Below are 24,551 nucleotides of genomic sequence, written 5' to 3'. Positions count from 1 at the left end.
AAGCCGCTCCACCGACCTAGGTGCGTGCTGCGGGCACGGATGATTTTCAGCCACCTTTACCCGTGCTCTGCGAGGGTGACTTTGCATTGCTTTGCCTGAATTGCCATGTTGCCTATATGCAACATTCCGACTTCAGAGCCGGTTGACGAATGGCGTCAACTAAGCGGCTCACGCCAGCTGAATGAAATCCGTCAGAGATCGCGGCAGGTCAAAGGTGCAGTACGTTCCCTTGTCAAGGGAAGGCCCCGTCCACCGTGTCTCGCCAGACTGGGACGGGGCCAAAACGAACCTCAGTAGAGGCGCGCAGGGAAGGAATGGCATGTCTGACACTCCCACCGGTGTTGAGCCTAGCGGAGGGCAACAAAGCCGCAAAGTCGCTTGGGCATCTCTGTTGACGGGAGCGGGAACTCTGCTAGCGGGGATCGGCGCACTAATCACAGCTCTCAAGTGACATGCCAGCAGCGCAGGTCGTGCCACACCCGTGCCAGAACAGAGGGGGAACCACGGGGAATCAGGGCGCACAGCGGGCACGGATCGAGCTACGGCCCAGGTAGCAGACGTGCAGGTCACAACAACGGTGCCCTGCCTCGCTCCTAAGCGGTGCTCCCCGCACCGTGGTTGCTGTACAGCAGCGAAGTACAGCAACCACGGCGACCGCAGCAGGACGGAGATGGCTCGACGCAACCTGTGGGCCAGCCGAGATGACCTCAGCGACCGTCGTGCCCATGTTCCCAACGAGAGGCCGGCAAGTGAGGTTCGGGCCGTCGTGGGGCCGTGCGAGGGAGCCCAACGGTGACAGACGACGACAGAGGCCAACAGCCAACTCGCAGGTCAGGCTGTTGGCCTCTCGTCCGTCCGCAGGCCGGAGAACTGGCGCATCACTTCTTCGACATCTCAGCGCTGACGCCAAGACTCATCCCAGCGGGCATCCACCCCTGCATGGAACGCAGGATGGAGAGTGAAATGCGTCGCCCTTTCTAGATTACTCGCACGATCAGCAAAATCGGGTGACGAATGTGCGTAACAGAATTTTCCTAACCTATGCGATAGACATCCGATGAAACCGATGTTGTATAACATCGATGTAATCGGCCCATACCAATCGATCCAACTCTGTGGGCGAGAGTCCCAGACAGCGCTCATCATCCGGTCTAGCCATCTTGATCCACGAAAAGCAGGGTCCGGTGTTAGTAAGGCAGCGTCGTCAAGTCGCCGCGTGTATTGCTCCCGGGTCATGGGCAGGGTCACCCCGCTGAATAGGCTGAAAACCCGGTCAATATCGGGGTAGGAATTCTTCCATTCATCACGCAGTGCAAGCAGACGCTTCGGCGAATACGTGTCCTCAGCAGTGTAGACGTCCTCCCACGTCAACCGTTCGACTCCGGAGGAAGCTGCAAGAGTTTCATTCAAGAAGGCAATGATGTCCCTTGGGCGCATCAAAGTCCTGTCGATCATGTAGTCAAAGGCGTCTCCTGCCACCCTGTCGCTTCGGGGAAGGAGTCTATTGACCGAGTTGATCTGTTGCCCATGTCGCGCAGATGACACGCGAAGGCGCTCACTAACCAGCTCTTCTAATTCTACCTTTGTCCAGCGCATGCGGAGTACGAGCGAACGAAATTTCTCCTCTTGTCCGCCAGAACGATGGCCAAAATCGAGGTGCTCGAAAATGTTGGTACGCAAGGCAACTATCACCTTGAGATTTTCTACTCTCTGCAGATCCAGCACCGCACGGAAAAGGCACCTGATCAGTGCATTAGCCAGCCTCCCATCGACCCAATCTCGATCAAGGTCATCGATCACTACATACGTGAAATGCTGTCGACTGTCGAGGATATCCTCATCCAACACCTTCAACATCTTATTGAGACGAGCCATCTGTTGCTCATTCACAATGCGCTGAAAGCGGCCAGCCCATTCTGAGCGAACTTCAGAGCTATACGTGTCACCCGAATCTGCGCCAACGCTGGCCACAGTATTTGACGAAAACCCAATCTTGCTCTTGGCTTCCGTAGTGATCTTCTCTTCGAATTTCTCTGTTATCTCCCTGACTCTTTGATCGGCCTCAACCCAGAACCTATCCTGGAAGTCCTCCAGGTAATCCAACGCAGCTCGCTTTGCAGGGTCGCGCTTGATTTTCTCCCTTAACGTGGTGAGGAAGTTGACTTTTGCCTCGTATGAATCAACCTTGTATCGATGGCGAATTAATTCCACCAGCAGCACATGCTTCCACAGGGCGATAAAAAGCGGATCTAAGTGCACATCCAACTCATCCAAGAATCGCATGACATCTAAATTTGTTATGTAGGTGAGCGATAAGTCTTCTGGAACAACCCTGACGACGTGTTCGGGGTTTTGCTCTTGCAGTTGCTGCAAGAGCGCAGATTTGCCACTGCCTGTGCGGGCAATTAAGAAACAGCGGGAGTCTTCTTGATCCGCCACAGTTAGATAATCGTCCGACTGGTAAAACGCCGAACGCAGCAAGGTATCCGCTTCCGCCTGCTCTGCCCCCAGGTTGAAATTCGAGCTTCGCCGTGGCCGTCCGTTCTGCTGCAACGCGACTCCCCTCAGTCAGGGCACCTCGCCCCCAGGTGCAATGTGACTTGTATCGCAAGTTACCTGAAGCGGCCCCCGTAGCGAAGAGGGCACTAGCAGAGACTGGTTCATGCAGGTCGCACCGCATCTGTCAATTGCGACACGGCCGTTACGGCGCTGAGGTTGCACCTCATGGCGGGTCCGACACGTGGGATTCGCGAGACCTGAAGATCGTCGAGGTGTTGGGACCTACCGGGGGCCACACGCCATGCACGCCCCCGAACACCGGCAGCTCACTGGAGCAGGCACGCGTGCACCACCTCAGCTTTGACCTGCAGACTCGGCTACCTTTTCTGGGGGGGAGCAAGCGGCCGGCGGGGGGCTCTCCTGGCGATGCTGACGCCCATTTTGACGCCAACGAGGCCGGACAGTGACGTTCTTGAATAGCCCTCAACAGCAGCTCAACGCCCAACAGAACGTCGCTCTGAGGCCCTGGCCGCCGCATGGAGTCAAGGGCGGTGCAGAACGCACGGAGCTTGGATGAGGGCCAACTGGACATGCCGGCGCATCACGGCGCGTCCTGGCGCACAGCATCGATGAAGACGCTAACCGCTGACCAGTAGTCGTTAAGAACTCCGGAGAACGATGCGGCGGGCCGTGTTCCTTCCGCGATCTCGCCGACGGCCACGTACACCGCCGTCGAGGCAGTAGAGACTCCGTCGCATGCATCTAGGATCGCGCTGGTGTGGCCGTAGACGGTCACTGTGTCGCAGCTCTTGGTAAAGGATCCATAGAGCTCGCGTAAGCGTGCCCGATGCTCGGTAAGGCGCCCGTTGCGTTCCTGGTGATCTTCAACGCTGAGGATGGTTGGAGTACGGCGGTACTCACTGCCCATGAGGTGGGCTTGCTCAAGGAAGGCGAGGTACGACGTCCGTCTCACTTCGTCTCGTCGCGCCTTCTCTTGAATGGATGCTGCTGCCTCGGCTTGCAACTGTGCGGCTCGCGTGTGCCCGCGGCTGGTCACCCAGCTCGCTAGCACAGCCGTGAAGCCCGTGAGCGTTGCGATCCACAATCCGTTGTCCCCCATGTCATTGAAGTGTGGAGGTTCAGGGCTGACGTCACCAGACCACAAGTTCGATCCTCGGGCCGTCTCTGGGCCCTGCGAGGTTGGCCGCTGTTGACAGTCGATGCTGGATGGTGACTGTCATTGCACGGCTTTGGCCAGGGGGTGCTGCAGTTGATCGGCGACGCTGGTACCGCCGTGCCTGCGCCCGGAGGACTCACCTGGCAGGCTCGCGTGCCGCGATCCAACGGCCGGAGGTCTGTCAGGGTCGTGTGACCGTCCCCGGTACAGTGTTGGCTGGCGTTGCGCTTCGCCGGCCTCTCGGAACCATCCGATGTCGGGGCGATGCAAAGGCGGAATCGCAGGCCGCAGTTGGGCACCCTGGCTTCGGAAAGTCGCGTTTGGCCTGTTCACCATGAGTTGGCTGTTCGCCCTCGCCGTTTGGCTTGAAGGGGAGGTGGTTCCGGTGATCGTTGCCGTAATCGCAAATCTGCTCGTAGTGCTCGCTGCGGCCCTCGCTCTGGGCTTCTCCCGAGAAGTGGGCGAGGTGCAACGCCAGTTCCCCGCACGGCTGTTGGACCAGAAGCGCACCAGATAGAGCGGAGAACAGCGGTCAACAACGGTGAATCTTCCGAGCGCAGGGCGGGCTGCGGACAACCATTCCGCCTGGCCAGGCGGCCAAAGCCTTCTAACCGCCAGTGATTCCCAAGCTCAGAGCGCCGAGACCCATGGCACGAAGCGACAGGTTTCGAATCGGAGGAGTCATTGTGATCGCACATCGTTGCGTGCAGCGCCGCTCCTCTCCGGCCATCGGGCAGCGGATATGCGCCAACTGCCCTGCCTCTGGTGTCAGAAGGCACAGGGCTTTGCTGTCCTGGCGGCTATGCAGGCTGTGCTGACCTCACTCATCGCCGTGATCGGGACCTTGTTGGGAGCTGGCGCGTCCTTCCTCATCCAGAAGCGCACAGCTGAGCGAAGCGAGCAGTTTCAGCGTGAAGAGAGGCTCCGACAGGAGCAGTTGACGTCGAGCAAGGACCTCGCCACGGCTCTGCACGAGTATCGGTCGGCTCAGCACGCAAGATGGCACCGGGCTCACGAGGACTGGGATAGCCCTGCCGCCTTGGCTGCGCGTACCGAGTCCTACCGGCGGCGTACCGTCGCTTGGCAAGCTCTCGCGCACGTTCGACTGCTCTTCAACGATGTCGACCTCCTACACGACGCACAAACCGCCTTCGACTGCGCAGGCGACATGCATCGAGCTGTGGATAAGGCGGACCTGGAGTCGCGAGACGACATGGCCCGGACAGCGATCGACAAGTACCTGGAAGTCGCTGCACACCACGTGCGTGGACAGCTTGCTCGCCGACCCATCATCCGCCCTCCGGAAGCGGAGGGGTGATGCTTACAAACTTTCCGCGGTGCCTGCAGCGACGAGGCTCCGCAACTTGGCTTGGGTCTCGGGATCGGTTGAGTACAGAACGGTGCCGGCCATGCCGCGTGTGAGCAGCACCTTGTACGTGTTGCGCACGAGTTGGTGAAACTCTTGGGGAGAGGTTCTCGTCAAGCTGCCATCCCAGCTTTCAGCTTTGTTGGATTCCCACCTGTCGTTGCGCCATACCAGGTCTGAGCCGAAGATCACGCCGTTCCAGGGGTACTCGAACCCCTGCGCCGTATAGATGCAGCCGATCTGACCGAAGCCTCCTTGTTCTGTCGCCCATAGCGAAGATGCGGGCGCTCCGGGGGCGATCGTCTTGGCGTTCCAGGGCTTACGCCAGTCTCCGATGACCACATCTTCGACAAGGCTGCCGTCATTCCGCGGAGCACTCCACGGCCAGCAGAAGCCGGCTGTCATGCGAGTCGCATACCCTGCGTCGTGCTGAGCGCGGAGGTACTGCTCCATCTCCTGTGGTGAGTCGGCGATCAGTACGTTGAAGTTGCCGTCGGGCTCCCAAGGGACAGGGCCGCCAGCCTCCAGCCCAAGGAGGCGGAGAACCCAGTGCTCGTAGGCACGGCTACCACCGAGCCGGAACTGGTTGTTGAGATCGACGTGGCGAACAAGGCATCCCCGGGCGTGTGCGGCCCGATCGATGTCCTTGACGCTTCCCATCTCCCCGGGCCGCACCACTTGGTGCTGGTCGAGCAGGAAAACGGGAACTCTGGCGGCGTCTATGAGTTCCTCTACTTGCCTCCGATGGTTCCCGTCTGAAGCCGGTGCGTTGGATCCTGACGACCGCAACCGCATGCGGTGTGCCTCGTCGCAGATCAGGACGTCGAGACCGTTACGTTCTGCCCGCTCGAAGTCGTTGAAGTAGCGGAAGATCTTGGGGATTCGGTCGTTCGTTTGACCGCCCACGTGTCGAAGCGTGGTGGTGAAGGACTTGGACCCGGTCGCATGGAAAGCAGTGCGGAGGTTCCGGAAGAGGTGGCCCATGAGATGCAAAGCGATGAGGCTTTTGCCCGAACCTGGGCCCCCTGATATGACGATGACTTCCTTCTGATCGGATGTGCGCGACCGGTCCACCGCTCGCTTGACCAGGGACACGGCAATCTGTTGCTCATCCATGAGGCGGAAGTTGTCACCTCGGATGATCTCGTCTGCGGCTACTCGCATCAGTTGTCTACCCGGAGCGACGGGACTGTTCAGCAGATCGTCCGCTTCCAGAGAGCCGCTCTGAGGGGACAGTCGGGTCTGCAGGTAGCGGATGAGTGCGCCGCGGGTTGTCTCCGTGAAGAGCTGAGCCTTCGCCTCAGCCATGGTGAACAGATCATCGACGTCCTGATCGGCAGCGTTGTGCAGGTAAGCCACACCGGTCACAACGTCTTCCTCATCGCTGAGCAGGTTCGTGAAGTCCTGTAGGTAGTCGCAGTAGCGACGCACCTGGGCGACGGGATGCAACGACGCGTGGTTGCGACTGCCCTCGACCAGACAGAGGTCGTCAGCCTCTGGGACGAGTCGCGCCGCACTCCATTGCTTCAGCTCGACGACGACGTAGGAAGGCCTTCCAGTCGTCGGATGGGAGCCAGCGAGGATGGCATCCGCACGCAAACTGGTGAGGGGCAGTTTCTGCTCGATGAGAACTTCGACGTCATCAAGCTCGGCATCGCGCAGGACCGCTGCCAACGCCGGAAGGCTGTTCACCCATGAGCGGTACTCCCCTGGCGAGGGGAGTCGATAGAGAGCGGAGCGGTATTGCTGGGCGAGCTCATCGGCGAGGCCACCACCATTGCCTCTTTCGAACAGCGTGCGTGCAGACATGCGAAGGAAGGGCAAGAGAAATCTCCAAACGAGCCGTGGTGGACGACATGCGGCCCCAGCGGAAACCGGCTGAGCGAGCCGCGGACCTATGAGAGGGGCAGCCGGTACTCGAAGCTCCTCGGCCTGAGGTCCTCGTCAGCCGGCTGCCAGTCGTGAAGGTGCAACACTCTGCCCCCAGCCGTCCCATAGGGATCGGTCCGCACATCCACCTTGATGTCGCTCACCACGTACAGGTCCACCGTGTGGAGCGGATTCCGCGCATGTTCGACTTCGTTGATCGTCAGTTCGACGTTCGTAGCGGCACCCGTCGTCCCCTTCACCTCGACGCGTCGCTCTTCACTGCCGCGAGTGCAGTGAAGGTCGTAGGGCTTGCCGAGCCGTTCGACAGCCCACCCTTCCGAGACGTAGTGAGCAACTGCCATGGTTTCCGCATGCAGTTCGATGGCCTTGCGCTTCTTCGGGTCGGAGACGAAGCCGGCTCCGTGGCGCCTACGCTTCGGGGGCTTGCGGTCCTCCACCTGCTCCGCTGTGACCCCTGGCGTGCTACCGAGAGGCACCATTTGCCGCTCCGCCCAGTCCGCATGGATCCCAGCCGCATCTAGCAACGGTTGAGGGTTCATGTCGACTAGCATCCCGATACCCTGCTGGGTCCCTGAGCGCCGCACGGCGTCACTGCCGGCAAGACCCAGCGGCCCGTCTTCATCGAGCCGGACGTCGTCAATCACCACCAACGGTTCGATGCCGAAGCGCACGGGGTACTTGATGACGCGCTCGGCCTCCTCGTCGGGCCAGTGCGGCGCCTCTGCCGCATAGAAGCTCTCACGCACCTCGAAGAGATACACCGTGATCTTCTGGGCTACCCACTCCTCGAGCTGCATGCGAGGTGCCACACCTGTGGCAAGCACAGCAAACCGCGGACGGGCCGAGCGATACTCCGGCTTCCATCGAGGAAACCCCCAAGAGCACGTATCGATCCCGTGTTGCAGGTTCCGCTGGGACTTGGTGCTCTGACCGACGTGGACCATCAGGAAGGAAGCCGTTTCCATGCGGCCCAACTTAGCTGTGGCGTACGACAGTTGGTGCTTTGCAGGGCTCGTCGGCCGCTGCACTCGAGTCCGGTCTGCGGCAACCCACAGCGCGAGACGCTGCGACCCTCTTGGTTTCGATCGTCGCCTGCCAGTGATCCCAGACGGCATACGCCATGCTTCTGCTTATATGCTCCTACAACCTTTTTAAGTTCTCACATGTCGCAAGTTGATACATTAGTCAACCATCTCGATGTTGTGGGAGATCCTTTGTCATTTCGCTTCAACCCACCACCTTCCTGGCCTCAACCCCCGCAGGGCTGGGTGCCGCCAGCCGATTGGCAACCAGACCCTTCCTGGCCTGCGCCGCCTGAGGGCTGGCAACTATGGGTACCCGTGGAATCTGCGACCGGTCCTCCCCAGCCGGTCCCACAGCAGTCCCCTGCTGCCTCTCCGTACGGCGGATCGCCTGTTCCCCCGGCAAGATCTAACGGCAGTCCGGGCGTCTTCGGCAGGAAGCGCAAGCAGGCGGAAGCCGAGGTGGAGCGACTCACGGTTGAGTTGCAGCGCTTACAGGCCGAGCACGCCCGGCAAGGCTCCGAGAAGAACGCCCTGTACCAGCAACTCTCGCGCGTGCAGGGCGAAGAAGCGGCCACTCTTGTCGTCGACACCGAACGTCTTCGCGCCTCCTACCAGGAGGCAGACGAGTTGCTGCTCGCCAAGATCGACCGAGCCTCCGATCAGCTGCATCAGGCGCTCGCCAGCGAACGGCAGACGTATGACGACCTGGTGCGCCGGGCCGCGGACATCCAGGCAGAGACATCGAGGGCCCAGGAGCGCCTGGATCAACTCCGCGGCCAGGTGGTACACACCGAAGAAGCAGCCATGCTTCAGGAAGCCGGGATCTACGAGTACCGGCATCCTCTAGCGGACGCGGTCGCCTACAAGTCCGCGCTGAGCACCCTTAAGGACCAGGTCAAGACCCTGGCCAGGGACAACCGTGCGGTGCTGGCGGCTACGGACTGGCACGTCAACGGGTCGCTGTCCCAGGGCAGGAAGATGGTGCGTGACTTCTCCAAGCTCATGTTGCGCGCGTACAACGCCGAAGCCGACAACGCCGTGCGAACCATGCGCCCGCACCGCCTGGCCTCCCTCATCGACCGGCTCGAGAAGTCCCGCCAGACCATCGCCCGCCTTGGTGCCACGATGCACATCCGCATCTCGGACGAGTACCACCGTCTCCGCGTGCGCGAATTGGAACTGACTGCCGACCATCTCGCCAAGCAGGAGGAGGAGAAGGAGCGGCGGCGTGAACTGCGAGAGCAGCAGCGCGAAGAAGAGCGACTTCAGAGAGAGCTGGATCGCGAGCGGAGCCGTCTGGACAAGGAACGGCAGCACTATCAGTCGGCACTCGAGCGACTGCGCGCCTCAGGAACACATGACAGCGCAGGCGCAGCGGAGTTGCGAGACAAGCTCGCCGAAATCGAAGCCTCAATGGCCGCGGTGGACGCCCGGGAGGCCAACATCCGTGCCGGCTACGTGTACGTCATCTCCAACATCGGCGCCTTCGGCGAGCGCATGGTCAAGATCGGCTTGACCCGCCGGCTGGAACCCATGGACCGCGTCAACGAACTCGGCGACGCCTCAGTACCGTTCCGCTTCGACGTACACGCCTTGATCTTCAGCGAAGATGCGGTCGGCCTCGAGCGCAAACTCCACGAGGAGTTCGAGGACCGCCGGGTCAACCGGGTCAACGTCCGCCGGGAGTTCTTCTACGTCCGCCCATCAGAGGTCCGCGAGGCACTCGAGCGCTTTGCAGGACAACACCTGCTGGAGTTCAGGGAGGACCCCGAAGCACCGGAGTGGAGAGCAAGCACGACCCCCTCGTGACCCTCCGGAACGTCAACTGACGCGCCTACGGAAGCGAAAGGCCTTGACTCTGGACAGCAGTGCCAGCTCCCTTGCCAGCGCCGGGGAGCATGAAAGTCGGACCATGCCCCCGCCGTCTGCATAGGCGTCGGCTTGCACGGTCAGCCCGTGGGTGTCCATTCCTGCCGCCTGCATCGCATCAAGGAGTTCCGTCCCAGCGTCTCGTGCATCGCGCCAGCCGGCGACGTAGTCGACCCCGCGTACCCACAAGACCGAGTCGGGATCGATCTCGTCGCTTGCCGAGCCAGCTTCATGCGAGTCGTACACGGCTCAACTCCCCACCTTTCGCAGTGACTTGCTCAGATCTCTCTGTGCGAGCCGCGGGGACATGAGCATGCCCGCAGCCCCGATACCATCGGCATCGAGGTCCTGCGGGATCTCTGCCGGGTCACCCCCTGCCTGCCAGGGTTCGCGGGGTGGCCCGGTCTCGTGTCTGAGGTTGTTGCGCGCGTTCTCGCCGCTACGGCGGCATGAGATTCCGCTGCTCGGCCAATTCGGCCAGGCGGCTCAGTTCCCGTCGGGCGTACTCGGGAGTGCACCAGTAGTCCGGCACAGGGGCGTCGCGGGCCTGCCGCACACCGCTCCGTCGAAGTCGGCTATCGCCACCGCGCCCTATGCACCGCACCCGGTCTTGTCGAGAGAGCAGGAGCGGCTGGCGCCAGCAGATACGCCGAGGTAGCAACATCACCGCACGCCCTCGATCAGAGAAGCCCGGAAGAAGGTCATCGACGTCGCTCGGAAGCCTGTGTGACCAGTGCGACCGGCGTGCCGCAGGCACCAGATTTCCGGGTCGCCCTTGTCGTTCGAGGCTGCTGACTCTTCGGCGCAGGTGGTGCATTCGGTGACGTAGATGGGTGGCCCTCCGTGTTGGTCGACGGTCAAGCCCCAATCCGCGAAGCGCATCACAGACCCGCTCATCGGCACCCCCTCCTGTGTACGGGGACGCGTTCGCCAGCCCGTACGCGAAGAGCCGGGAAGGCTTGGAAGATGAGGACCACCGCCGGCCCTCCAGTCGCGTAACGCTCAAGCCGGGCCGCCTTCACCTCCAGCCAACGCCCGCGCACGCTCACGAGGTCGCCTCGCCGCACGCGTACCGCGGTGATCCGTCGACTTCTGCTCGACACTCCAACCACCTGTGTCCCTCCTGGTATTCGGGTGACCTCCCGTTCGGCGTACGAGGAGATCGGGAGGCCACCCACCGCAACGGAGTCCTTGCTGGTCTCCGCCCGGTCCCTGGAAGAGTCACCGCGACCCGCCTGACGACGGGTGTCGGCTGCCTGTGCTCTTCCAGAGTCTGCGAACCGCCTCTCATGCTCAGGCGGCTTCGTTGACGTCGAAGCGGCAGAAGACGCTCTTGCCCCCTGTGTGGCGAGGTGCCCACCAGACGGCGTCAGCGACGCTCTGCACCAGGAAGAGGCCACGACCGCTGTCCGGCAGCACATCGTCCGACTCGAGGAGCGAGAGGTCCGGTTCGAGGAGCTCTCCGATCGGAAGCATCGGAGGAGTTGAGTCCTCATCGGACACTTCGACGAAAAGCCAGTGGGACCACGCCCGGAAGGCCACAGCAACATGCCGTTTCCCGCCGAAGGCAGTGAGTCGTCCGTCCGGGGTGGCGTGATGGACCGCGTTGCCGACGAGCTCTGAGACGCAGAGTTCTACGTCGCAGGCCGACAACGGCAGTTCCCAGTCCCGGACGACCTCCCGCCCCGCTTGCCGTGCAACTCGAGCGGCCTCGGGAGACTCGGCTACGAGCATGATCGAGCGGAAGCGCTCTGCTGTCGCCAGCGTGACCGGCTCCAGCGGAGCGAGCCCGGCCGCTCGCAGCGGTAGCTCTCGCACCTCACTGGACTTCATCGCTCACTCCTTGGTCACCAGCGGGAGGGCTCCCGCTGTTGTGTGCAGACCAGTGAAGGGCGATTCAGACGTAACGGGGAGTGTTCACAAGGGGGTTCACGTGCACACCAGGGTTCACGGGGATCGCAAGGGGGTTCACTCGTGAACCCCCTCCGTCTGTGTCCGTGGTCCGTGGCACCATGAACACTTAGTGTCATCCCGCGCGGTAGCAGGGGGATCATGAGCAAGGAACCGAATCACCGGTTGGCCGCACTCATGGCAGAGGCCGGCGTCTCCAACAAGGGGCTGGCGAGACGGATCCAGGGCGTTGCACGCCGACGTGGCGCACACGTGGGCACGACCCACGTCGCCGTACAGCGCTGGCTCGATGGCAGCGGCATCCAGCCGCAGACCGCGGGGTTCCTGGCAGAGGCGCTCGGCGAGAAGCTGCGGCGGAGAGTCACGCCCAGCGACCTCGGCTTTCCCGGAGTCGCCACGGCAACAGCCCCGAGCATCGGCACCACTTACGCCGCTTCGCTTCCAGAAGCGTTGAGCGTCATGGACGCGCTGACCCAACTCCGTCCGGAGGACCAGTCCACGGATGACCTGCTCCTGCCCGAAGGTGAGGTCAACTCAGCTGTACTGTCGTGGCTCGTCTCCCGTCCGGACGGCCTCACCCCACCGGACGCAAGCTCCCGCCGTGTCGGAATGAGGGACGTCGCAGCGATGCGAACGGCCGCCGAGATGTTCATGCATCTCGACTTCAAGTTCGGCGGTGGGCATGGGCACCGTCCATTACGTCACTACTTCCGCGAGGACGTACTGCCTCTGCTCAACGCCAGCTACAGCGACAAGGTGGGCAACGCTCTCTTCGGCGCCGCAGCCGAGATCTCCCAACTCCTCGCGTGGACCGCGTACGACACGGGCAACCACGTGTTAGCCGACCGCTACCTCATAGCCACACTGCGACTCACTCAAGTGGTCGATGACCGCATGATGGGCGCTCGCATCCTCACGAACATGAGCCATCAGGCGAACTACTTGGGCCAAGCCCCGAGAGCTGTGCGCCTTGCCCGAGCTTCCGTCGAGGGCGGGAAGGGCCGCTCGACACCTCGCGCCATGGCTCTGTTCTCTGCTCACGAAGCCCGCGCCTTGTCCACAGCTGGGGACGCCAGGGGCGCGACGCACGCCATGAACGAGGCAGAGCGCTTCTTCGAGCGGGCGGAGACCGCCGACGACCCGGACTGGCTGGCGTACATGGACGAGGCCGAACTCGTCGGAGAGTTCTGCCACTGCTTCCGCGACCTGAAACAGGGCAGAGAGGCCATACGGTTCGCAGAACGTGCGGTCGAACTTACCGACCCCAAGTACGCCCGCACGCTGGGTTTCTGCCGCATGGTGCTCGCGCAGAGTCAGCTATTGAACGGCGAGCTCGAAGCCGCTGTGACAACCGCCGGCCTGGCCGTGGACGGTGGAGACGCGCTCCAGTCTTCACGCTTTCAGCGCTACGTCACGGACTTCCAGCGCGAGGTCTCCGTACACGCCACCAGTCCAGCGGTGCAGGAGTTCAACGACCGAGTGCACGAAGCCATGGCCGAGTTGGACGATGAGTAGGCGGGCCTCACCCGGGCTGCCAATTCCGTGGAGCGTCGTCGTCGCGCAGTGAGGCGATGCGTCGCGCGTATTCGTCGGCGACCTTCTGGCTCTCACCGATGTTCTGCATCAGCCAGGTCGTCATCTGGAACTCCTGGATGCCGCGCAGGGTCGAGTACCCGTGCCAGTCACGAAGGTCTCGCCCGTATGCGCCGACGAAGCTTGCGTACTGCTCGTCTGTCTGCCAGCCGAGGCTGTGGTGCTCGGTCGCGGTGACCATCAGGTCCCACTCCGGGTGGTCGAAGCTGAATCCCTCGAAGTCGATGAGCAGGACCTTCCCACTGCGGTCCACCATGAGGTTCTGCACATGAGCGTCTCCGTGGACCGGGCCCTGCGGGGATTCGAAACGCAGCTCGGCCAGCCGGTCGCGCAGCTCGCGCCCACGTTTCCGCAGGAACTCGCGGTCGTCCTCAGAGATCTCAGCGACCTTCTTGATGCGTAGGTCCGTCCTGCCGAACACCGTGAACGGCGGGAGCTCCAGCCCCTCCGGGAGCTGCAGGGCGTGCAGGTCTCGGAGGAGGCCGCCCAGCTCCCCGTACGTCGCTTTGCGGTCGCCCTCCTCAATGAGGTGCCAGAACGTGACAGGGCACCCGTCCACGACGATCGGCTGCTCGATGTCCTCCAGGACGCGCGCAGCCGGGAACCCCTCGCGGTACAGCCACCGCGATACCTGAACCTCGTTCCGGACCGACGGCAGATAGTCCGTAGACCGTGCGATGCGAACGATCACCGGGTGCGACGAGAGCCGGAACAGGGCGTTCTCACCGAAGCGGATCAGCTCCGCACTCTCGCTGTCGAGGCCAACCTGTCGGCATGCCGCGGCCATGACCGCCGCAGTCCCGGCCGACGTGAATCCCTCTTCCAGGCCCTGCGCATCGCCCGACGGCATGCCGCATCGCTCCCCTCGATCACGCACGCGTGCTGGGCCACATCGAGGCAGACGATGCAGCACAGCAGATACCAGATCGACCGTACCCACCGAGCGCCCACGCCATGGCGCCAGAACACGGCAACTCCCCCGACCTCCAGAGAGACCAGGGGAGTTGTCGAGTCGGCCCGCGGTGACTACGCCGCCGCAGTCGCCGGCTGCCCCTCGGGCTCGAAGGAGTCCAGGTCAGCGCCCCGTGCACTCGCGTACTTGTCGCGATCGAGGATGCCCTCACGCGCGGCGACGAGCAACGTGCATACTGATTGTCCAGCCACGTTCGTCGCGGTGCGCATCATGTCGAGGATCGGGTCGATCGCGAGCAGCAGTCCGACGCCGGCGAGGGGCAGCCCCAGTGTCGACAGCGTGAGGGTCAGCATGATCGTGGCGCCGGTGAGCCCGGCGGTGGCCGCGGAGCCGATGACCGAGACGACGACGATCAGCAGGTATTCGCGCAGGCCCAGCTGGATCCCGTAGAACTCGCCGATGAAGATCGCCGCGATGGCCGGGTAGATGGAGGCGCAGCCGTCCATCTTCGTCGTCGACCCGAAGGGCACGGCGAACGACGCGAAGTCCCGCGGCACGCCCAGGCGTTCGGTGACTTTCTGCGTGACGGGCATCGTGCCGACGGAGGAGCGGGAGACGAACGCCAGCTGGATGGCCGGCCACGCGCCGCGGAAGAACTGCAGGGGGTTGACCTTGGCGACGGTCGCCAGGAGCAGCGGGTAGACGCCGAAGAGGACGACGGCGCAGCCGATGTAGACGTCGGCCGTGAACGTCGCGTACTTGCCGATGAGGTCCCAGCCGTAGTCCTTGATGGCGGTACCGATCAGGCCGACCGTGCCGACGGGCGCGAGCCGGATGATCCACCACAGCGCCTTCTGCAGCAGCGCGAGCACCGCCTCCCCGAAGGTGAGCAGCGGTGCCGCCTTCTCGCCGAGCTTGAGCGCGGCGACGCCGACGACCACGGCCATGAACACGATCTGCAGGACCTGCAGTTCGGTGAACGGCGTGACGATGTCGGTCGGGACGATGCCGGTGAGGAAGTCCAGCCAACTGCCCGCCTCCTCCGGCTTGGCGGCGTCTCCGGCGGAGAGTCCGGTGCCCGAACCGGGGTGCGTGAGCAGCCCGATGACGAGTCCGATGGCGACCGCGATGAGCGACGTGGCCATGAACCACAGCAGCGTCCGGGTGGCCAGCCGTGCGGCGTTGTGCACGTTGCGGAGGTTGGTGATCGAGATGGTGATCGCGAAGAAGACGAGCGGGGCGACCACCAGTTTCAGCAGCTGGACGAAGATCTCACCGGTCTTGGTGAGCGCGGTACCCAGCCAGGAGACGTCGCCGCTCCGTGCCGCCCAGCCGAGCGCTACGCCGAGGACCAGGCCCAGCAGTATCTGCGCCCAGAACGGGACGCGGGGTATTCGGCTCCGGCCGGGTGCCGCGGTGTGCGAGGCGTCCGGGGTCTCCGGTGAGGTGTCTGGGGACGAGGTCACGTCGCGCTCCCGCTCGGCGAAGGGTCGTGGAATGCGGCTCCCCGAAGGTTCTTCCTTCGCGGAGTACGACGACCCACAACGCACCGGTGCATGACGGTCATTCCCGGCGCACCGGGGAGCGGAGCGTGACTCGCGTTACAGTCCGGGCGCCGCCTGCGGGGAGGTGACGCGGAGGCCGCGCCCGTCGCTACGCCGCGCCGTCCTCCTGGCCCTGGTTGGCCGCGATGCGCTGCTTGGCACGGTCGACGCCCTCGACGAGCTGCGCCGACATCTCGTCGCGCTGCTTGCGCAGCAGCACGTAGCTGAGCGGGGCAGAGAGCACCAGGGCCATGAGCACGACCCACAGCGGGTTCGACTTGCCGATGCCCTCCGGGATGATCCCCACGTAGGCCAGGACGGCGACGACCACGAAGCAGCCGGCGAAGATTCCGGCCCTCATGGCGGTGTAGCGGAGCGTTGCGTGCGACTTGCTGCTCACGAGATCTTCTCCGGGCTTCTCTGACGGGACGGCGCCGGTTCCGGCCTGAGTGCGTACGGGCGCCGGCGGCTCGCATTCCAGTCAAACACAGCGCTGAAGGCGATCATCCTGGGCCCTCCGGGGCTCCCGGGGCTCCCGGGGGTGGACGTCGCCGCTCCCGGGACTCAGGTGAGCGACAGCCAGAACGTGACGTCGTCCCTGAAGTCGTCGTCGGAGACCATGATCGCCCCCGGCAGACGTCCGACCTCGCGGTAGCCGCAGCTGACGTAGAAGCGTTCCAGACCGAGCCCGCCGCGGCAGCTGAGCCGCAGCGCGGTGATGCCGTCGATGTCGCGCGCCGCCTTCTCGACCGCGGACATCAGGTCCCGCCCGTGGCCCTGGCCCTGCGAGCCGGGATGCACCATCACCGTGTAGACGGAGCACCAGTGGCGCTTGAGCCGGTGCGCGTTGAAGGCCAGGAAAGCGCTGGCGGCGACCGCGCCCGTCCCGTCGCGGCCGATCAGCATCCGGGTGCGGCCGGAGTCGACGGCCGCCAGGTGGGTGAGCAGGTCGGGGCGGACGTCCTCGGGAGTGACCGGGGGAAGGAAGCCGACCGCGCCGTCCGCGTTGGTGACGTCCGCCCACAACGAGCTGAGCCCGTCGCTGAGTTCACGCGTGATCGCCGGGTCCGTCTCGAAGCTCAGCGGCATGCTCCGACACTAGCCCACGGCCGGTTCCTGCTCTTTCCGTGCTCCGTTCGGCTCCGTAGCGCCCATCGAGTGTCCGCTAGTCAGTGAAAAAGGAAAAATGACCGGCGAGCCGCTCGGGAATCCGTCAGCGCCTTTGTCAAGGTCTCTCTGTTTTCTGACGGGAGGCGGAACCATCCATGGTGGACAAGAGAAGAACTGCGGCTCACGGTCTGTGGTGCGCGGTCCTGTGCGCGGCGGCGACGGTGTCACTCACGGCGCCCGCGAGTTCCGCGACGCACACCGCGGCGAAGGAGGGCGCGTCCGGGCACAGAGTTTCCACGAAAGCCCCTTCCGGAAATGCGCTCAAGGAGCGCTACCACGCCGTCAAGCACGGCGGAATCGCCACCGCGGCGAACTCCGCGATCACCTGCCGCAGCGCGGTCGGCAATTCGGAACCGTGCGCTTCCGCGCAGCGGGGCGGAGAAAGCCGCAATGACGGCTACAAGATGTTCTACTCCGACATCGACCGCGACAAGAACACGTACAACTCCACCCGTGCGGTCCTGCGCCTCCCCAAGAAGTCGAAGGTGTCCTACGCGCGCCTGTACTGGGGCGGCAACCTCCGTGTCGGCGAGGTCAAGCCCGCGAAGGACAACGGCCGCGTGCTGCTCGCCGAGCCGGGCGGAAGCTACCGCGCGGTCAAGGCGGACACCGTCCACAAGCACCGCCGTCAGGACGGCGCCGACGCCTACCAGGCGTCCGCGAACGTGACGTCCCTGGTCAGGAACCACGGCCCGGGCGCGTACACGGTCGCGCAGCTCAACGTGGCGATGGGGCACTCCAAGGCCGGCGCGTGGGGCGGCTGGACGCTCGTCGTGGCCTACGAGAACAGCGGTTCGCCGCTTCGGGACATGACCGTCTGGGACGGATTCGCGGCGACGGAGAAACACCCCGGAGGGCTTCCCATCGCGACGCGCCGCACGAACGTGCCGGCGAACGCGAAGGGATCCGTCGGCGTCGTGGGTTACGACGGGGACCGGGGCTCAGGCGGTGAGTCCCTCACCCTCGCCCCGAACAAGCGTGCCGGCGTTCCGCTGGCGAATTCCGCCAACCCGGCCGGAGACACCTTCAATTCGACGATCACCGACCGCGGAAAAGAAGTACAGGGCAGGGTTCCCGCCCACCGCAACACGCTCGGATACGACTCGGACGTATTCGACGCGAGCGAGGCGCTGCGCTCCGGCGCGGGAAATCTCCTTCTCCGGTTCGCGTCGCCCGAGGACGACTACCTGCTCGGTGCCGTGTTCGCCCAGTTCGGCACCAGGCGCTGACCTTCCCCACCCCGCCGGACACGTATTCGGCAGTGACGCTTGAGGAGACGTTCGGGTGCTTTCCCAGCGCGAAGTGAGAAAGGACCGTCTCACGGTTCTCCACCTGGCTCAGCCGGTCGACGGCGGGGTGGCCAGGGTCGTGAGCGACCTGGTCGGGGCGCAGGTGCGGAACGGTGTGCGCGTCGTCGTGGGCTGCCCGGCGGGCGGAAGCCTCGGCGGGCACGCCTTCGCGGCGGGTGCCGACGTCGAGCACTGGGCGGCGGTCCGGGAGCTGGGCCCGCAGGTGGCCGCGGAGACGGTGCGGGCGCACCGGCTGATCCGGCGGGTGCGCCCGCACATCGTCCACGCGCACAGTGCGAAGGCGGGGCTGGCTGCACGCCTCGCGCTGCGGGGACACGTCCCGACGGTCTACCAGCCGCACGCCTGGTCGTTCGAAGCCGTACACGGCGCGACGGCGCTGCTCGCGCGCGCGTGGGAGCGGTCGGCGGCCCGCTGGACGGACCGTCTGCTGTGCGTGAGCGAGGCCGAACGGCGCACGGGTGAGCGGGCGGGCGTCGACGGACGGTGGGCCGTCGTGCCCAACGGCGTGGACCTCGGCCGTTTCACCGTCTCCTCCGGGGGCGGTGGGGACGGCGTCTCCCCAGGGGACGACGAGGCCGCGCGGGCCGCGTGCCGGGCGGCTCTCCCGCAGCTCCGGGCCCTCCCCGAAGACGCCCCGCTCGTGGTGTGCGTCGGACGGTTGTGCCCCCAGAAGGGCCAGAAGTCGCTGCTCAAAGCGTGGGTGGACGTCACCGAGCAGGTGCCCGGCGCCTGGCTCGTACTCGTCGGCGACGGCCCGGACCGCGCGGCGCTGGAGGCCCGTGCGCCGCGGCAGGTGCTCTTCGCCGGGGCGAGCAAGGCGGTGGACCGGTGGTACGCCGCGGCCGACGTGACCGTTCTGCCGTCGCGCTGGGAGGGGATGGCGCTGACGCCGCTGGAGGCGATGGCCTGCGGGCGGCCCGTGGTCGTCACCGATGTGGGCGGCGCCCGCGAGTGCCTGCCGCCCGGGCAGGAGGATCCGTGCCTCGTGCCGCCGGACGATCCCGAGGCTCTCGCCGCGTCCGTGACCCGGATCCTGCGTGACGACGCTCTCCGCGCCCACCTCGGGGAGGCCGCCCGCAAGCATGTGACGGCCGAGTTCGACGTACGGCGTACCGCCTCCTCCGTGCTGGACCTGTACCGCGAAGTGCTCGGCTCCCACGCCCCTGCGGACGGCCGGCGGCAGACCCGATGACGACGGACAGCGCCGAGGAGAAGGCGCGGGGCGCGGGCGTCGCCACGAGGACGGTCTCCGACAAGGGCAGCGCACGCGACGGCGCGGCGAACGGCACCCGGGGCACGGGCCCCCGGCCGGGGCAGGGCGACCTGCCGGACGGCACCGTCACGCTCGCCCCGGCCGCCCCCCGGGTGTCCCAGACGTCGCCCCCGCCGCCGCCCGTCGGCGGGCTGCGGCGGCGGAAGAACCTGCTGCGGCTGCGTCACCGCGGCGGTGGCGCGCTCGCCGCCGCCGACGCCCTGTCCTCGGCGGCCGTCGTCCTCGCCGTGGGCGAAGGCACCGCCGACCCGTTCCTGCTGGGGGCGGTCGTCTGCGGAGTCCTCGCCCTCAACGCCCGCAAGGGCCTCTACCAGCCGGGCCTCCAGACGTACGCGCTGGACGAACTGCCCGCCCTGACCGCCCGCACCGCCGTCGCCTGGTGCGTGGCCGCGACGCTGCTCGCGGCGTTCGGACGTCCCGCGGGGCTGCACTGGATGGTGCTCCTCGCCGCCATCGCGGCGGGTTCCCTTCTCACCGCGACGGCGCGGGCCCTCGTGCACGGCCTGCGGCACGCCAGGGCACGGCGGAGTCCGCGTCCAGCTCTGGTCGTGGGCAGCGGCGAACTGGCGCGGACGGTCGCCGGGATCTTCGCGCAGCAGCCCCGCTACGGACTGCGGCCGGTCGGCTTCGTCGACCTCGGGGCGGAGAACGGCGGGACGGGCGGCGGCGCGCCCGCCGGCGAAGCGCCGCTGCCGGTGGTCGTCACCCTGGAGGACGTGACCCGGGCGGTCATCCAGAACACCGTCAAGGACGCGGTCTTCCTGCACTCCCCCTGGGAGCAGCCGCAGAACGCGCTGCTCGCGGGGCTGCTCGGCGAGCGGGGCGTCGCCGGGTGGCTGGTGCGGCCCGGTTGCGCGGTGGGCGCCCACGGCACGCACGGGGCGGGCCCCGCGCACGTGTGGGGCTTCTCCTGCCGGCGGCTCTCCCTGGAGTGCCCGCGCTCGGGCTGGAGCTGGCGGAAGCGGATGCTGGACCTCGTCCTGGTGGTGCCCGCGCTGATCGTCGCGGCGCCCGTGCTGGCGGCGTGTGCGCTGGCCGTGCGGCTCTCCGACGGGCCCGGTGTGATCTTCCGTCAGGAGCGGGTCGGACTGGGCGGCGGTCCCTTCACGCTGCTGAAGTTCCGCACGATCAAGCCCGCCGACGCCACGGAGGCGGCGACGCTGTGGAGCGTCGCGGGCGACGACCGGATGAGCACCGTGGGCAGGCTGCTGCGCCGCACCTCCCTGGACGAGCTTCCACAACTGTGGAACGTCGTACGCGGCGACATGAGCCTGGTGGGCCCCCGTCCCGAACGGCCCTTCTTCGTCCAGCAGTTCAGCGACGAGCTCCCCGGCTACGCCGAGCGCCACCGCTCCCCCGTCGGCATCACGGGCCTGGCCCAGGTGCACGGGCTGCGGGGCAACACCTCGATCGAGGACCGGGCCCGCTTCGACAACCACTACATCGAGACGTGGTCGCTGTGGCAGGACGTCCAGATCATGTGCCGCACCGTGACGTCGTTCTTCCGCCTCGAAGGGCGGTGAGCGCGGTGACCGTCCTGCTGCCGGAGAGCCGGCGTCCGCCGAACGGGGACGGGCGGCGGACGGCCGGGCAGCCGTACCGCGCGGACGGACCGGCCCCGGAACCCCCGGCGGGTCCGCCGGGCCCGCCCGCGCCCCACGACCCCCGCTTCCGGGACGAGCGGGACCTGCGCGACCACCGGACGGGCCGCGCGGGTCCGAAGTCCTGGACGCGGAGCGGGTTCTGGAAACGCTGGGCTCCGATGCTTCCCGCGGTGGCAACGGTGCTCGTGCTGTGTGCGCCGGTGCAGACCGGCGACGTCACGGCGTCGGGCAAGGTCACCGTCCCAGACGCGGCCTCACTGGTGCTGGTGGTGTGGTGCCTGGTGAGGCTGCTGCGCGGACGCGGCGGCCGGTTGACTGGCAGGGCGGCGCTGGTGCTCGGGGCACCGGCCGTGGCCTTCGCCGTCACCACCGCCGCGTCCGCCGATCCCTCCGCGAGCCTGACCGGCTTCGCCCGCTACCTGCAGATCTTCGTCGTGGTCCCCGCCGCGCTGCTGCTGACGATGCGCGACGCCCGCGACTTCCGCGTCCTGTGCGGCGCGATGATGCTGCTCGGGCTGGTGCAGGGCGCGGTGGGCGTCGTGCAGTACCTGACAGGGACCGGCGCCTCCTACATGGGTCAGGACATCCGCGCTGTCGGCACCTTCGGCGCGCTGGACGTCATGGGGATGTCCACGGTCGTCTCGTACGCGCTGGTCGCGGCGTTCGCGCTGGGCGTCGCCCCGGCCGGTACGACGTCGCGGCGGATGCGCGTCTGCTCGCTGTGGTGCGCGGCGGCGCTGACGGCACCGCTCGTCCTCTCCTTCAGCCGCGGCGCGTGGATCGCCACCGCTCTGGCGTGCGCGGCCGTGCTGCTGCTCTCCGGGGTGCGCCGGGCGCTGCTGGTCCTCGTCACGCTGGCTGCCGCCGCGGTGGTGGTGGTCGGCGGAGCGGGGGTCGGCTCCGCGATGTTCGAGGAGCGCGTCAGCAGCATCTTCGAGGTCAACTCCGCGCCCGACCGGTCCGTCACCGACCGCTACAGCCTCTGGGCGGCCGCGGTGAGCATCTGGCAGTCCGACCCCGCCACGGGCGTCGGCCCCAAGAACTTCCCCGCCCACCGCGACGGGCACGCTTCCCTCGGCCTGTCCTCCGGGAGCGACACGGCCGGCGCGGGCATGCATTTCCAGCGGGAGCCGCTGCTCTCGCCGCACAACATGTATCTGCTGGTCCTCAGCGAGCAGGGCCTCGTCGGCAGCGTGGCCTTCGTCGGCGGCGGGGCCGCTCTCGGCCTGTGCTGCATGCGGCGTCTGCACGTCGCGCGACGGGCCGGCCGCGGGTACGCCGCGGACCCTGCGGCCGCCGGGGAGCAGCACACGTCAGGCGCGCCGGGCGCCGCCGACTGCGGACTCGTCGCCGCCGGACTGCTGGTCTGGCAGGCCGTCGACTTCCTCTACGCCGACATCGGCGGGCCCTCCACCGTGCTGACGGCCGTCGTCCTCGGAGCGGTCGCCTGGTGGGCGCTGGCGGTCCGCCCCGGAGCCGACGGCGGGACGTCCTTCCCATGACGGACACGCACACCTCCCGCTCGGCCGGCGACGCACCCCTGCCCGGCTCGAAGGGCGTCCGCCCGGAGACGACCGCGCCGGACGGCGGCGGCCCCGGGACGGGCACCGGCCCGGAGACCGGCGAGCCCCCTCGGCTGAACCGGTTCCTGGCGAGGGCGGCCGCCGTCACCGCGGCGTTCACCGCGGCGGGCGCCGTCTTCGGCCTCCTGCGCGACCAGGCCATCGCGAGCCTCTTCGGCGCCGACGCCGACACCGACGCCTTCCTCGTCGCGTGGACCGTGCCGGAGTTCGCGTCGACGCTCCTCATCGAGGACGCGATGGCGCTCGTCCTGGTGCCCGCGTTCAGTCTGGCCCTGGCACAGCGCGCGGCCCGCGACCGCGGCGACGGCGAGGAGCTCCCCGGCGGGCCCGACCCCGTGTGGGCCGTCGTGACGGCGACGCTGCCGCGGCTCTCGCTCGGGCTGGCGGTGGCGGCCGCGTTGCTGGCCTGGGCCGCGCCGCTGCTGGTGCGGCTGCTGGCGCCTGGGCTCCCCGACGAGGGAACGGCCGTCGACTGCATGCGCCTGACCTCGCTGACGGTCGCGACGTTCGGCCTGGCCGGATACTGCAGTGCGGCCCTCCGCGCCCACCGGCACTTCGTCGCCCCCGCCGCGATCTACGTCGCCTACAACGTGGCGATCATCGCCGTGATGTTCGCCGGGCACGCAGAGATGGGCGTACGGGCGGCGGCGCTCGGGGTCGCCGTCGGCGGGCTGCTGATGGTCCTCGTCCAACTTCCCCCGTTCCTCGCGCGGCTGCCGGGACGAGCGGCCCGCCGCGGGCACTCCGACCCTCTCGCTCCCGCTGCCTGCGCCGCGAGCACGCCGGGCACCGTCCCGTCCGCCGCGGACGCGACTCCGGCGGGGGACGCCGCGGGCGCCGGGCCGGGGCTCCGGGAGGGCGTGCGCGAGCGCATCGGGGGACGCGTCGCGCGCCGGCCCGTCGTACTGCTGAGCTTCGGAGTGCTCGCCCCTGTGCTCTGCTTCGCCCTGACACGTCAGGGACAGGTGCTCTTCGAGCGCTTCCTGGCCGCTCCGCTGCCCGCCGGCGCCATCTCGCACCTCAACTACGCGCAGAAAGTCGCGCAGATGCCGATGGTGCTCTCCCTCATGGTGTGCACCGTCACCTTCCCCGTCGTCGCACGGGCCATGGCCGACGGCGACAGGGAGCGGGCCCGCCGCCGCGTCGAACGCGACCTGGCGCTGGTCGCGATCGTCGTGCTGCTGGGCACCGCGTTCGTCACCGCCTGCGCCCCGCAGATCATCCAGCTCCTCTTCCAGCGGGGCGCGTTCGACGCCCGCGACACCGGCGACACCGCGTCGGTGATGCGGGTCTACAGCTGCGGCCTGCTCGGCCACAGCATGGTGGGCGCGCTCGTGCGCCCCTTCTTCTCCGGCGACCGGCCTCCGTGGTACCCGGCCGCGGTCATGGGCGCCGGCCTCTCCGTCACCGTGATCGCGGGGGCGGTCGCGGTGCGCTTCTGGGGGGTGCACGGCATCGCCGCAGCCAACGCCCTCGGCATCACGTTCGCCGCCCTGCTGCTGCTGCGGGGACTGGGCGCCCGCGTGGTCGCCATCGACGTGCGCAGCGTCGCGGCCGGGATCGCCCGGCTGGCGGCGGCCTGTGCCGCCGCCGCGGGAGCCGGCTGGGGCGCCGCCCAGCTCGTCCACGACCCGCTCGCCGGGGTGCTGGCCGGCGGCGTCGCCGTGCTCGTCGTCTTCGCGTCCGTGGCTCACCTCGTACGGGCGCCGGAAGTGCCGCAGCTGTTCGCCACCGTCAAACGAAGGCTCGCCCATGTCCAGTGAACTCCGCGCCCGCCAGACCGTCGTCCCGTCCGCGCTGCCCAAGCCACAGCGCCGCGTCCCC

The 24,551-nt window shown here is 66.8% G+C and carries 20 protein-coding genes; 9 read left to right on the top strand and 11 right to left on the bottom strand.

Translation table 11 applies throughout. The features are described from left to right. Positions 1 to 894 precede the first annotated feature (894 nt). A complete protein-coding gene (locus IEY56_RS24275) occupies positions 895 to 2,553 on the bottom strand; it encodes a P-loop ATPase, Sll1717 family (protein WP_189039402.1) in 1,659 nt (552 codons plus the stop codon). 547 nt (positions 2,554 to 3,100) lie between these two features. Then, a complete protein-coding gene (locus IEY56_RS24270) occupies positions 3,101 to 3,619 on the bottom strand; it encodes a hypothetical protein (RefSeq protein ID WP_189039401.1) in 519 nt (172 codons plus the stop codon). Between the two features lie 442 nt (positions 3,620 to 4,061). On the opposite strand from IEY56_RS24270, the gene IEY56_RS28905 reads away from it, so the two are divergent. Next, positions 4,062 to 4,193: a hypothetical protein gene (locus IEY56_RS28905; RefSeq protein ID WP_268241346.1), complete on the top strand. Its 132-nt coding sequence runs from the start codon at positions 4,062 to 4,064 to the stop codon at positions 4,191 to 4,193. 285 nt (positions 4,194 to 4,478) lie between these two features. Continuing rightward, positions 4,479 to 4,994, top strand: a complete 516-nt coding sequence (gene kilB / locus IEY56_RS24265; protein ID WP_189039400.1) for a plasmid transfer protein KilB — start codon at positions 4,479 to 4,481, stop codon at positions 4,992 to 4,994. Positions 4,995 to 4,997: 3 nt separating this feature from the next. On the opposite strand, the gene IEY56_RS24260 is transcribed toward kilB, so the two are convergent. Next, complete coding sequence (locus IEY56_RS24260) at positions 4,998 to 6,851, bottom strand: DUF2075 domain-containing protein (protein ID WP_229712163.1); 1,854 nt, start codon at positions 6,849 to 6,851, stop codon at positions 4,998 to 5,000. Positions 6,852 to 6,937: 86 nt separating this feature from the next. Beyond that, positions 6,938 to 7,729, bottom strand: a complete 792-nt coding sequence (locus IEY56_RS24255) for a protein NO VEIN domain-containing protein (RefSeq protein WP_229712162.1) — start codon at positions 7,727 to 7,729, stop codon at positions 6,938 to 6,940. A gap of 687 nt (positions 7,730 to 8,416) precedes the next feature. Between IEY56_RS24255 and IEY56_RS24250 the strand changes: the two genes are divergently transcribed. Further along, a complete protein-coding gene (locus IEY56_RS24250) occupies positions 8,417 to 9,766 on the top strand; it encodes an SNIPE associated domain-containing protein (RefSeq protein ID WP_229712161.1) in 1,350 nt (449 codons plus the stop codon). A gap of 12 nt (positions 9,767 to 9,778) precedes the next feature. On the opposite strand, the gene IEY56_RS24245 is transcribed toward IEY56_RS24250, so the two are convergent. The 3 genes from IEY56_RS24245 to IEY56_RS24240 form a co-directional block, all read right to left on the bottom strand. Then, positions 9,779 to 10,072 carry a hypothetical protein gene (locus tag IEY56_RS24245; RefSeq protein WP_189039396.1) on the bottom strand — a complete coding sequence of 98 codons (294 nt, stop codon included), beginning with the start codon at positions 10,070 to 10,072 and terminating at the stop codon, positions 9,779 to 9,781. A 417-nt stretch (positions 10,073 to 10,489) separates the two neighbouring features. Continuing rightward, positions 10,490 to 10,708, bottom strand: coding sequence for a DUF7848 domain-containing protein (locus IEY56_RS29225; protein ID WP_444544896.1), 219 nt, complete (start codon positions 10,706 to 10,708; stop codon positions 10,490 to 10,492). 411 nt (positions 10,709 to 11,119) lie between these two features. Continuing rightward, a complete protein-coding gene (locus IEY56_RS24240) occupies positions 11,120 to 11,659 on the bottom strand; it encodes an ATP-binding protein (RefSeq protein ID WP_189039395.1) in 540 nt (179 codons plus the stop codon). 219 nt (positions 11,660 to 11,878) lie between these two features. Here IEY56_RS24240 and IEY56_RS24235 point away from each other — a divergent pair, with 219 nt between their 5' ends. Next, the gene (locus IEY56_RS24235; protein WP_189039394.1) at positions 11,879 to 13,252 is read left to right on the top strand and encodes an NsdA family TPR-like regulatory protein; all 1,374 of its coding nucleotides are present in this window, start codon (positions 11,879 to 11,881) and stop codon (positions 13,250 to 13,252) included. Between the two features lie 7 nt (positions 13,253 to 13,259). On the opposite strand, the gene IEY56_RS24230 is transcribed toward IEY56_RS24235, so the two are convergent. From IEY56_RS24230 to IEY56_RS24215, 4 genes are all read right to left on the bottom strand, one after another. Further along, the gene (locus tag IEY56_RS24230; RefSeq protein WP_189039393.1) at positions 13,260 to 14,180 is read right to left on the bottom strand and encodes an aminoglycoside phosphotransferase family protein; all 921 of its coding nucleotides are present in this window, start codon (positions 14,178 to 14,180) and stop codon (positions 13,260 to 13,262) included. Positions 14,181 to 14,356: 176 nt separating this feature from the next. Further along, positions 14,357 to 15,709: a dicarboxylate/amino acid:cation symporter gene (locus tag IEY56_RS24225; protein WP_189039392.1), complete on the bottom strand. Its 1,353-nt coding sequence runs from the start codon at positions 15,707 to 15,709 to the stop codon at positions 14,357 to 14,359. Positions 15,710 to 15,896: 187 nt separating this feature from the next. Next, positions 15,897 to 16,187: a DUF4229 domain-containing protein gene (locus tag IEY56_RS24220; RefSeq protein ID WP_268241345.1), complete on the bottom strand. Its 291-nt coding sequence runs from the start codon at positions 16,185 to 16,187 to the stop codon at positions 15,897 to 15,899. A gap of 164 nt (positions 16,188 to 16,351) precedes the next feature. Next, complete coding sequence (locus IEY56_RS24215; protein WP_189039391.1) at positions 16,352 to 16,876, bottom strand: GNAT family N-acetyltransferase; 525 nt, start codon at positions 16,874 to 16,876, stop codon at positions 16,352 to 16,354. A 176-nt stretch (positions 16,877 to 17,052) separates the two neighbouring features. Here IEY56_RS24215 and IEY56_RS24210 point away from each other — a divergent pair, with 176 nt between their 5' ends. The 5 genes from IEY56_RS24210 (at position 17,053) to IEY56_RS24190 (ending at position 24,490) form a co-directional block, all read left to right on the top strand. Further along, positions 17,053 to 18,186, top strand: coding sequence for a DUF3344 domain-containing protein (locus IEY56_RS24210; protein ID WP_189039390.1), 1,134 nt, complete (start codon positions 17,053 to 17,055; stop codon positions 18,184 to 18,186). Between the two features lie 73 nt (positions 18,187 to 18,259). Further along, entirely contained in the window at positions 18,260 to 19,459 is a 1,200-nt protein-coding gene (locus tag IEY56_RS24205) for a glycosyltransferase (RefSeq protein ID WP_229712160.1), read from the top strand. Further along, a complete protein-coding gene (locus IEY56_RS24200; RefSeq protein ID WP_189039389.1) occupies positions 19,456 to 21,063 on the top strand; it encodes a sugar transferase in 1,608 nt (535 codons plus the stop codon). Before IEY56_RS24205 ends, IEY56_RS24200 begins: the two co-directional genes overlap by 4 nt. A 251-nt stretch (positions 21,064 to 21,314) precedes the next feature. Further along, complete coding sequence (locus tag IEY56_RS24195; protein ID WP_229712159.1) at positions 21,315 to 22,646, top strand: O-antigen ligase family protein; 1,332 nt, start codon at positions 21,315 to 21,317, stop codon at positions 22,644 to 22,646. Continuing rightward, on the top strand, positions 22,643 to 24,490 hold the full coding sequence (locus IEY56_RS24190) for a lipid II flippase MurJ (RefSeq protein WP_189039388.1): 1,848 nt from the start codon (positions 22,643 to 22,645) through the stop codon (positions 24,488 to 24,490). The genes IEY56_RS24195 and IEY56_RS24190 overlap by 4 nt, the downstream gene beginning before the upstream one ends. The last annotated feature ends 61 nt before the right edge of the window (positions 24,491 to 24,551 follow it).

Origin of the sequence: Streptomyces daqingensis, from assembly GCF_014645895.1 — a bacterium.
GTDB classification, from domain to species: Bacteria; Actinomycetota; Actinomycetes; order Streptomycetales; family Streptomycetaceae; genus Streptomyces; species Streptomyces daqingensis.
The sequence above is the reverse complement of the archived record's forward strand: the minus strand, read 5'-3'. Positions and strand labels throughout refer to the sequence as shown.

Bases quoted from the DNA above. Each gene is read 5' to 3' on its own strand.
- IEY56_RS24270 (WP_189039401.1), bottom strand. From the start codon at position 3,619: ATGGGGGACAACGGATTGTGGATCGCAACGCTCACGGGCTTCACGGCT.
- kilB (WP_189039400.1), top strand. From the start codon at position 4,479: ATGCAGGCTGTGCTGACCTCACTCATCGCCGTGATCGGGACCTTGTTG.
- IEY56_RS24260 (WP_229712163.1), bottom strand. From the start codon at position 6,851: ATGTCTGCACGCACGCTGTTCGAAAGAGGCAATGGTGGTGGCCTCGCC.
- IEY56_RS24255 (WP_229712162.1), bottom strand. From the start codon at position 7,729: ATGCAGCTCGAGGAGTGGGTAGCCCAGAAGATCACGGTGTATCTCTTC.
- IEY56_RS29225 (WP_444544896.1), bottom strand. From the start codon at position 10,708: ATGCGCTTCGCGGATTGGGGCTTGACCGTCGACCAACACGGAGGGCCA.
- IEY56_RS24240 (WP_189039395.1), bottom strand. From the start codon at position 11,659: ATGAAGTCCAGTGAGGTGCGAGAGCTACCGCTGCGAGCGGCCGGGCTC.
- IEY56_RS24235 (WP_189039394.1), top strand. From the start codon at position 11,879: ATGAGCAAGGAACCGAATCACCGGTTGGCCGCACTCATGGCAGAGGCC.
- IEY56_RS24230 (WP_189039393.1), bottom strand. From the start codon at position 14,180: ATGCCGTCGGGCGATGCGCAGGGCCTGGAAGAGGGATTCACGTCGGCC.
- IEY56_RS24215 (WP_189039391.1), bottom strand. From the start codon at position 16,876: ATGCCGCTGAGCTTCGAGACGGACCCGGCGATCACGCGTGAACTCAGC.
- IEY56_RS24210 (WP_189039390.1), top strand. From the start codon at position 17,053: ATGGTGGACAAGAGAAGAACTGCGGCTCACGGTCTGTGGTGCGCGGTC.
- IEY56_RS24200 (WP_189039389.1), top strand. From the start codon at position 19,456: ATGACGACGGACAGCGCCGAGGAGAAGGCGCGGGGCGCGGGCGTCGCC.
- IEY56_RS24190 (WP_189039388.1), top strand. From the start codon at position 22,643: ATGACGGACACGCACACCTCCCGCTCGGCCGGCGACGCACCCCTGCCC.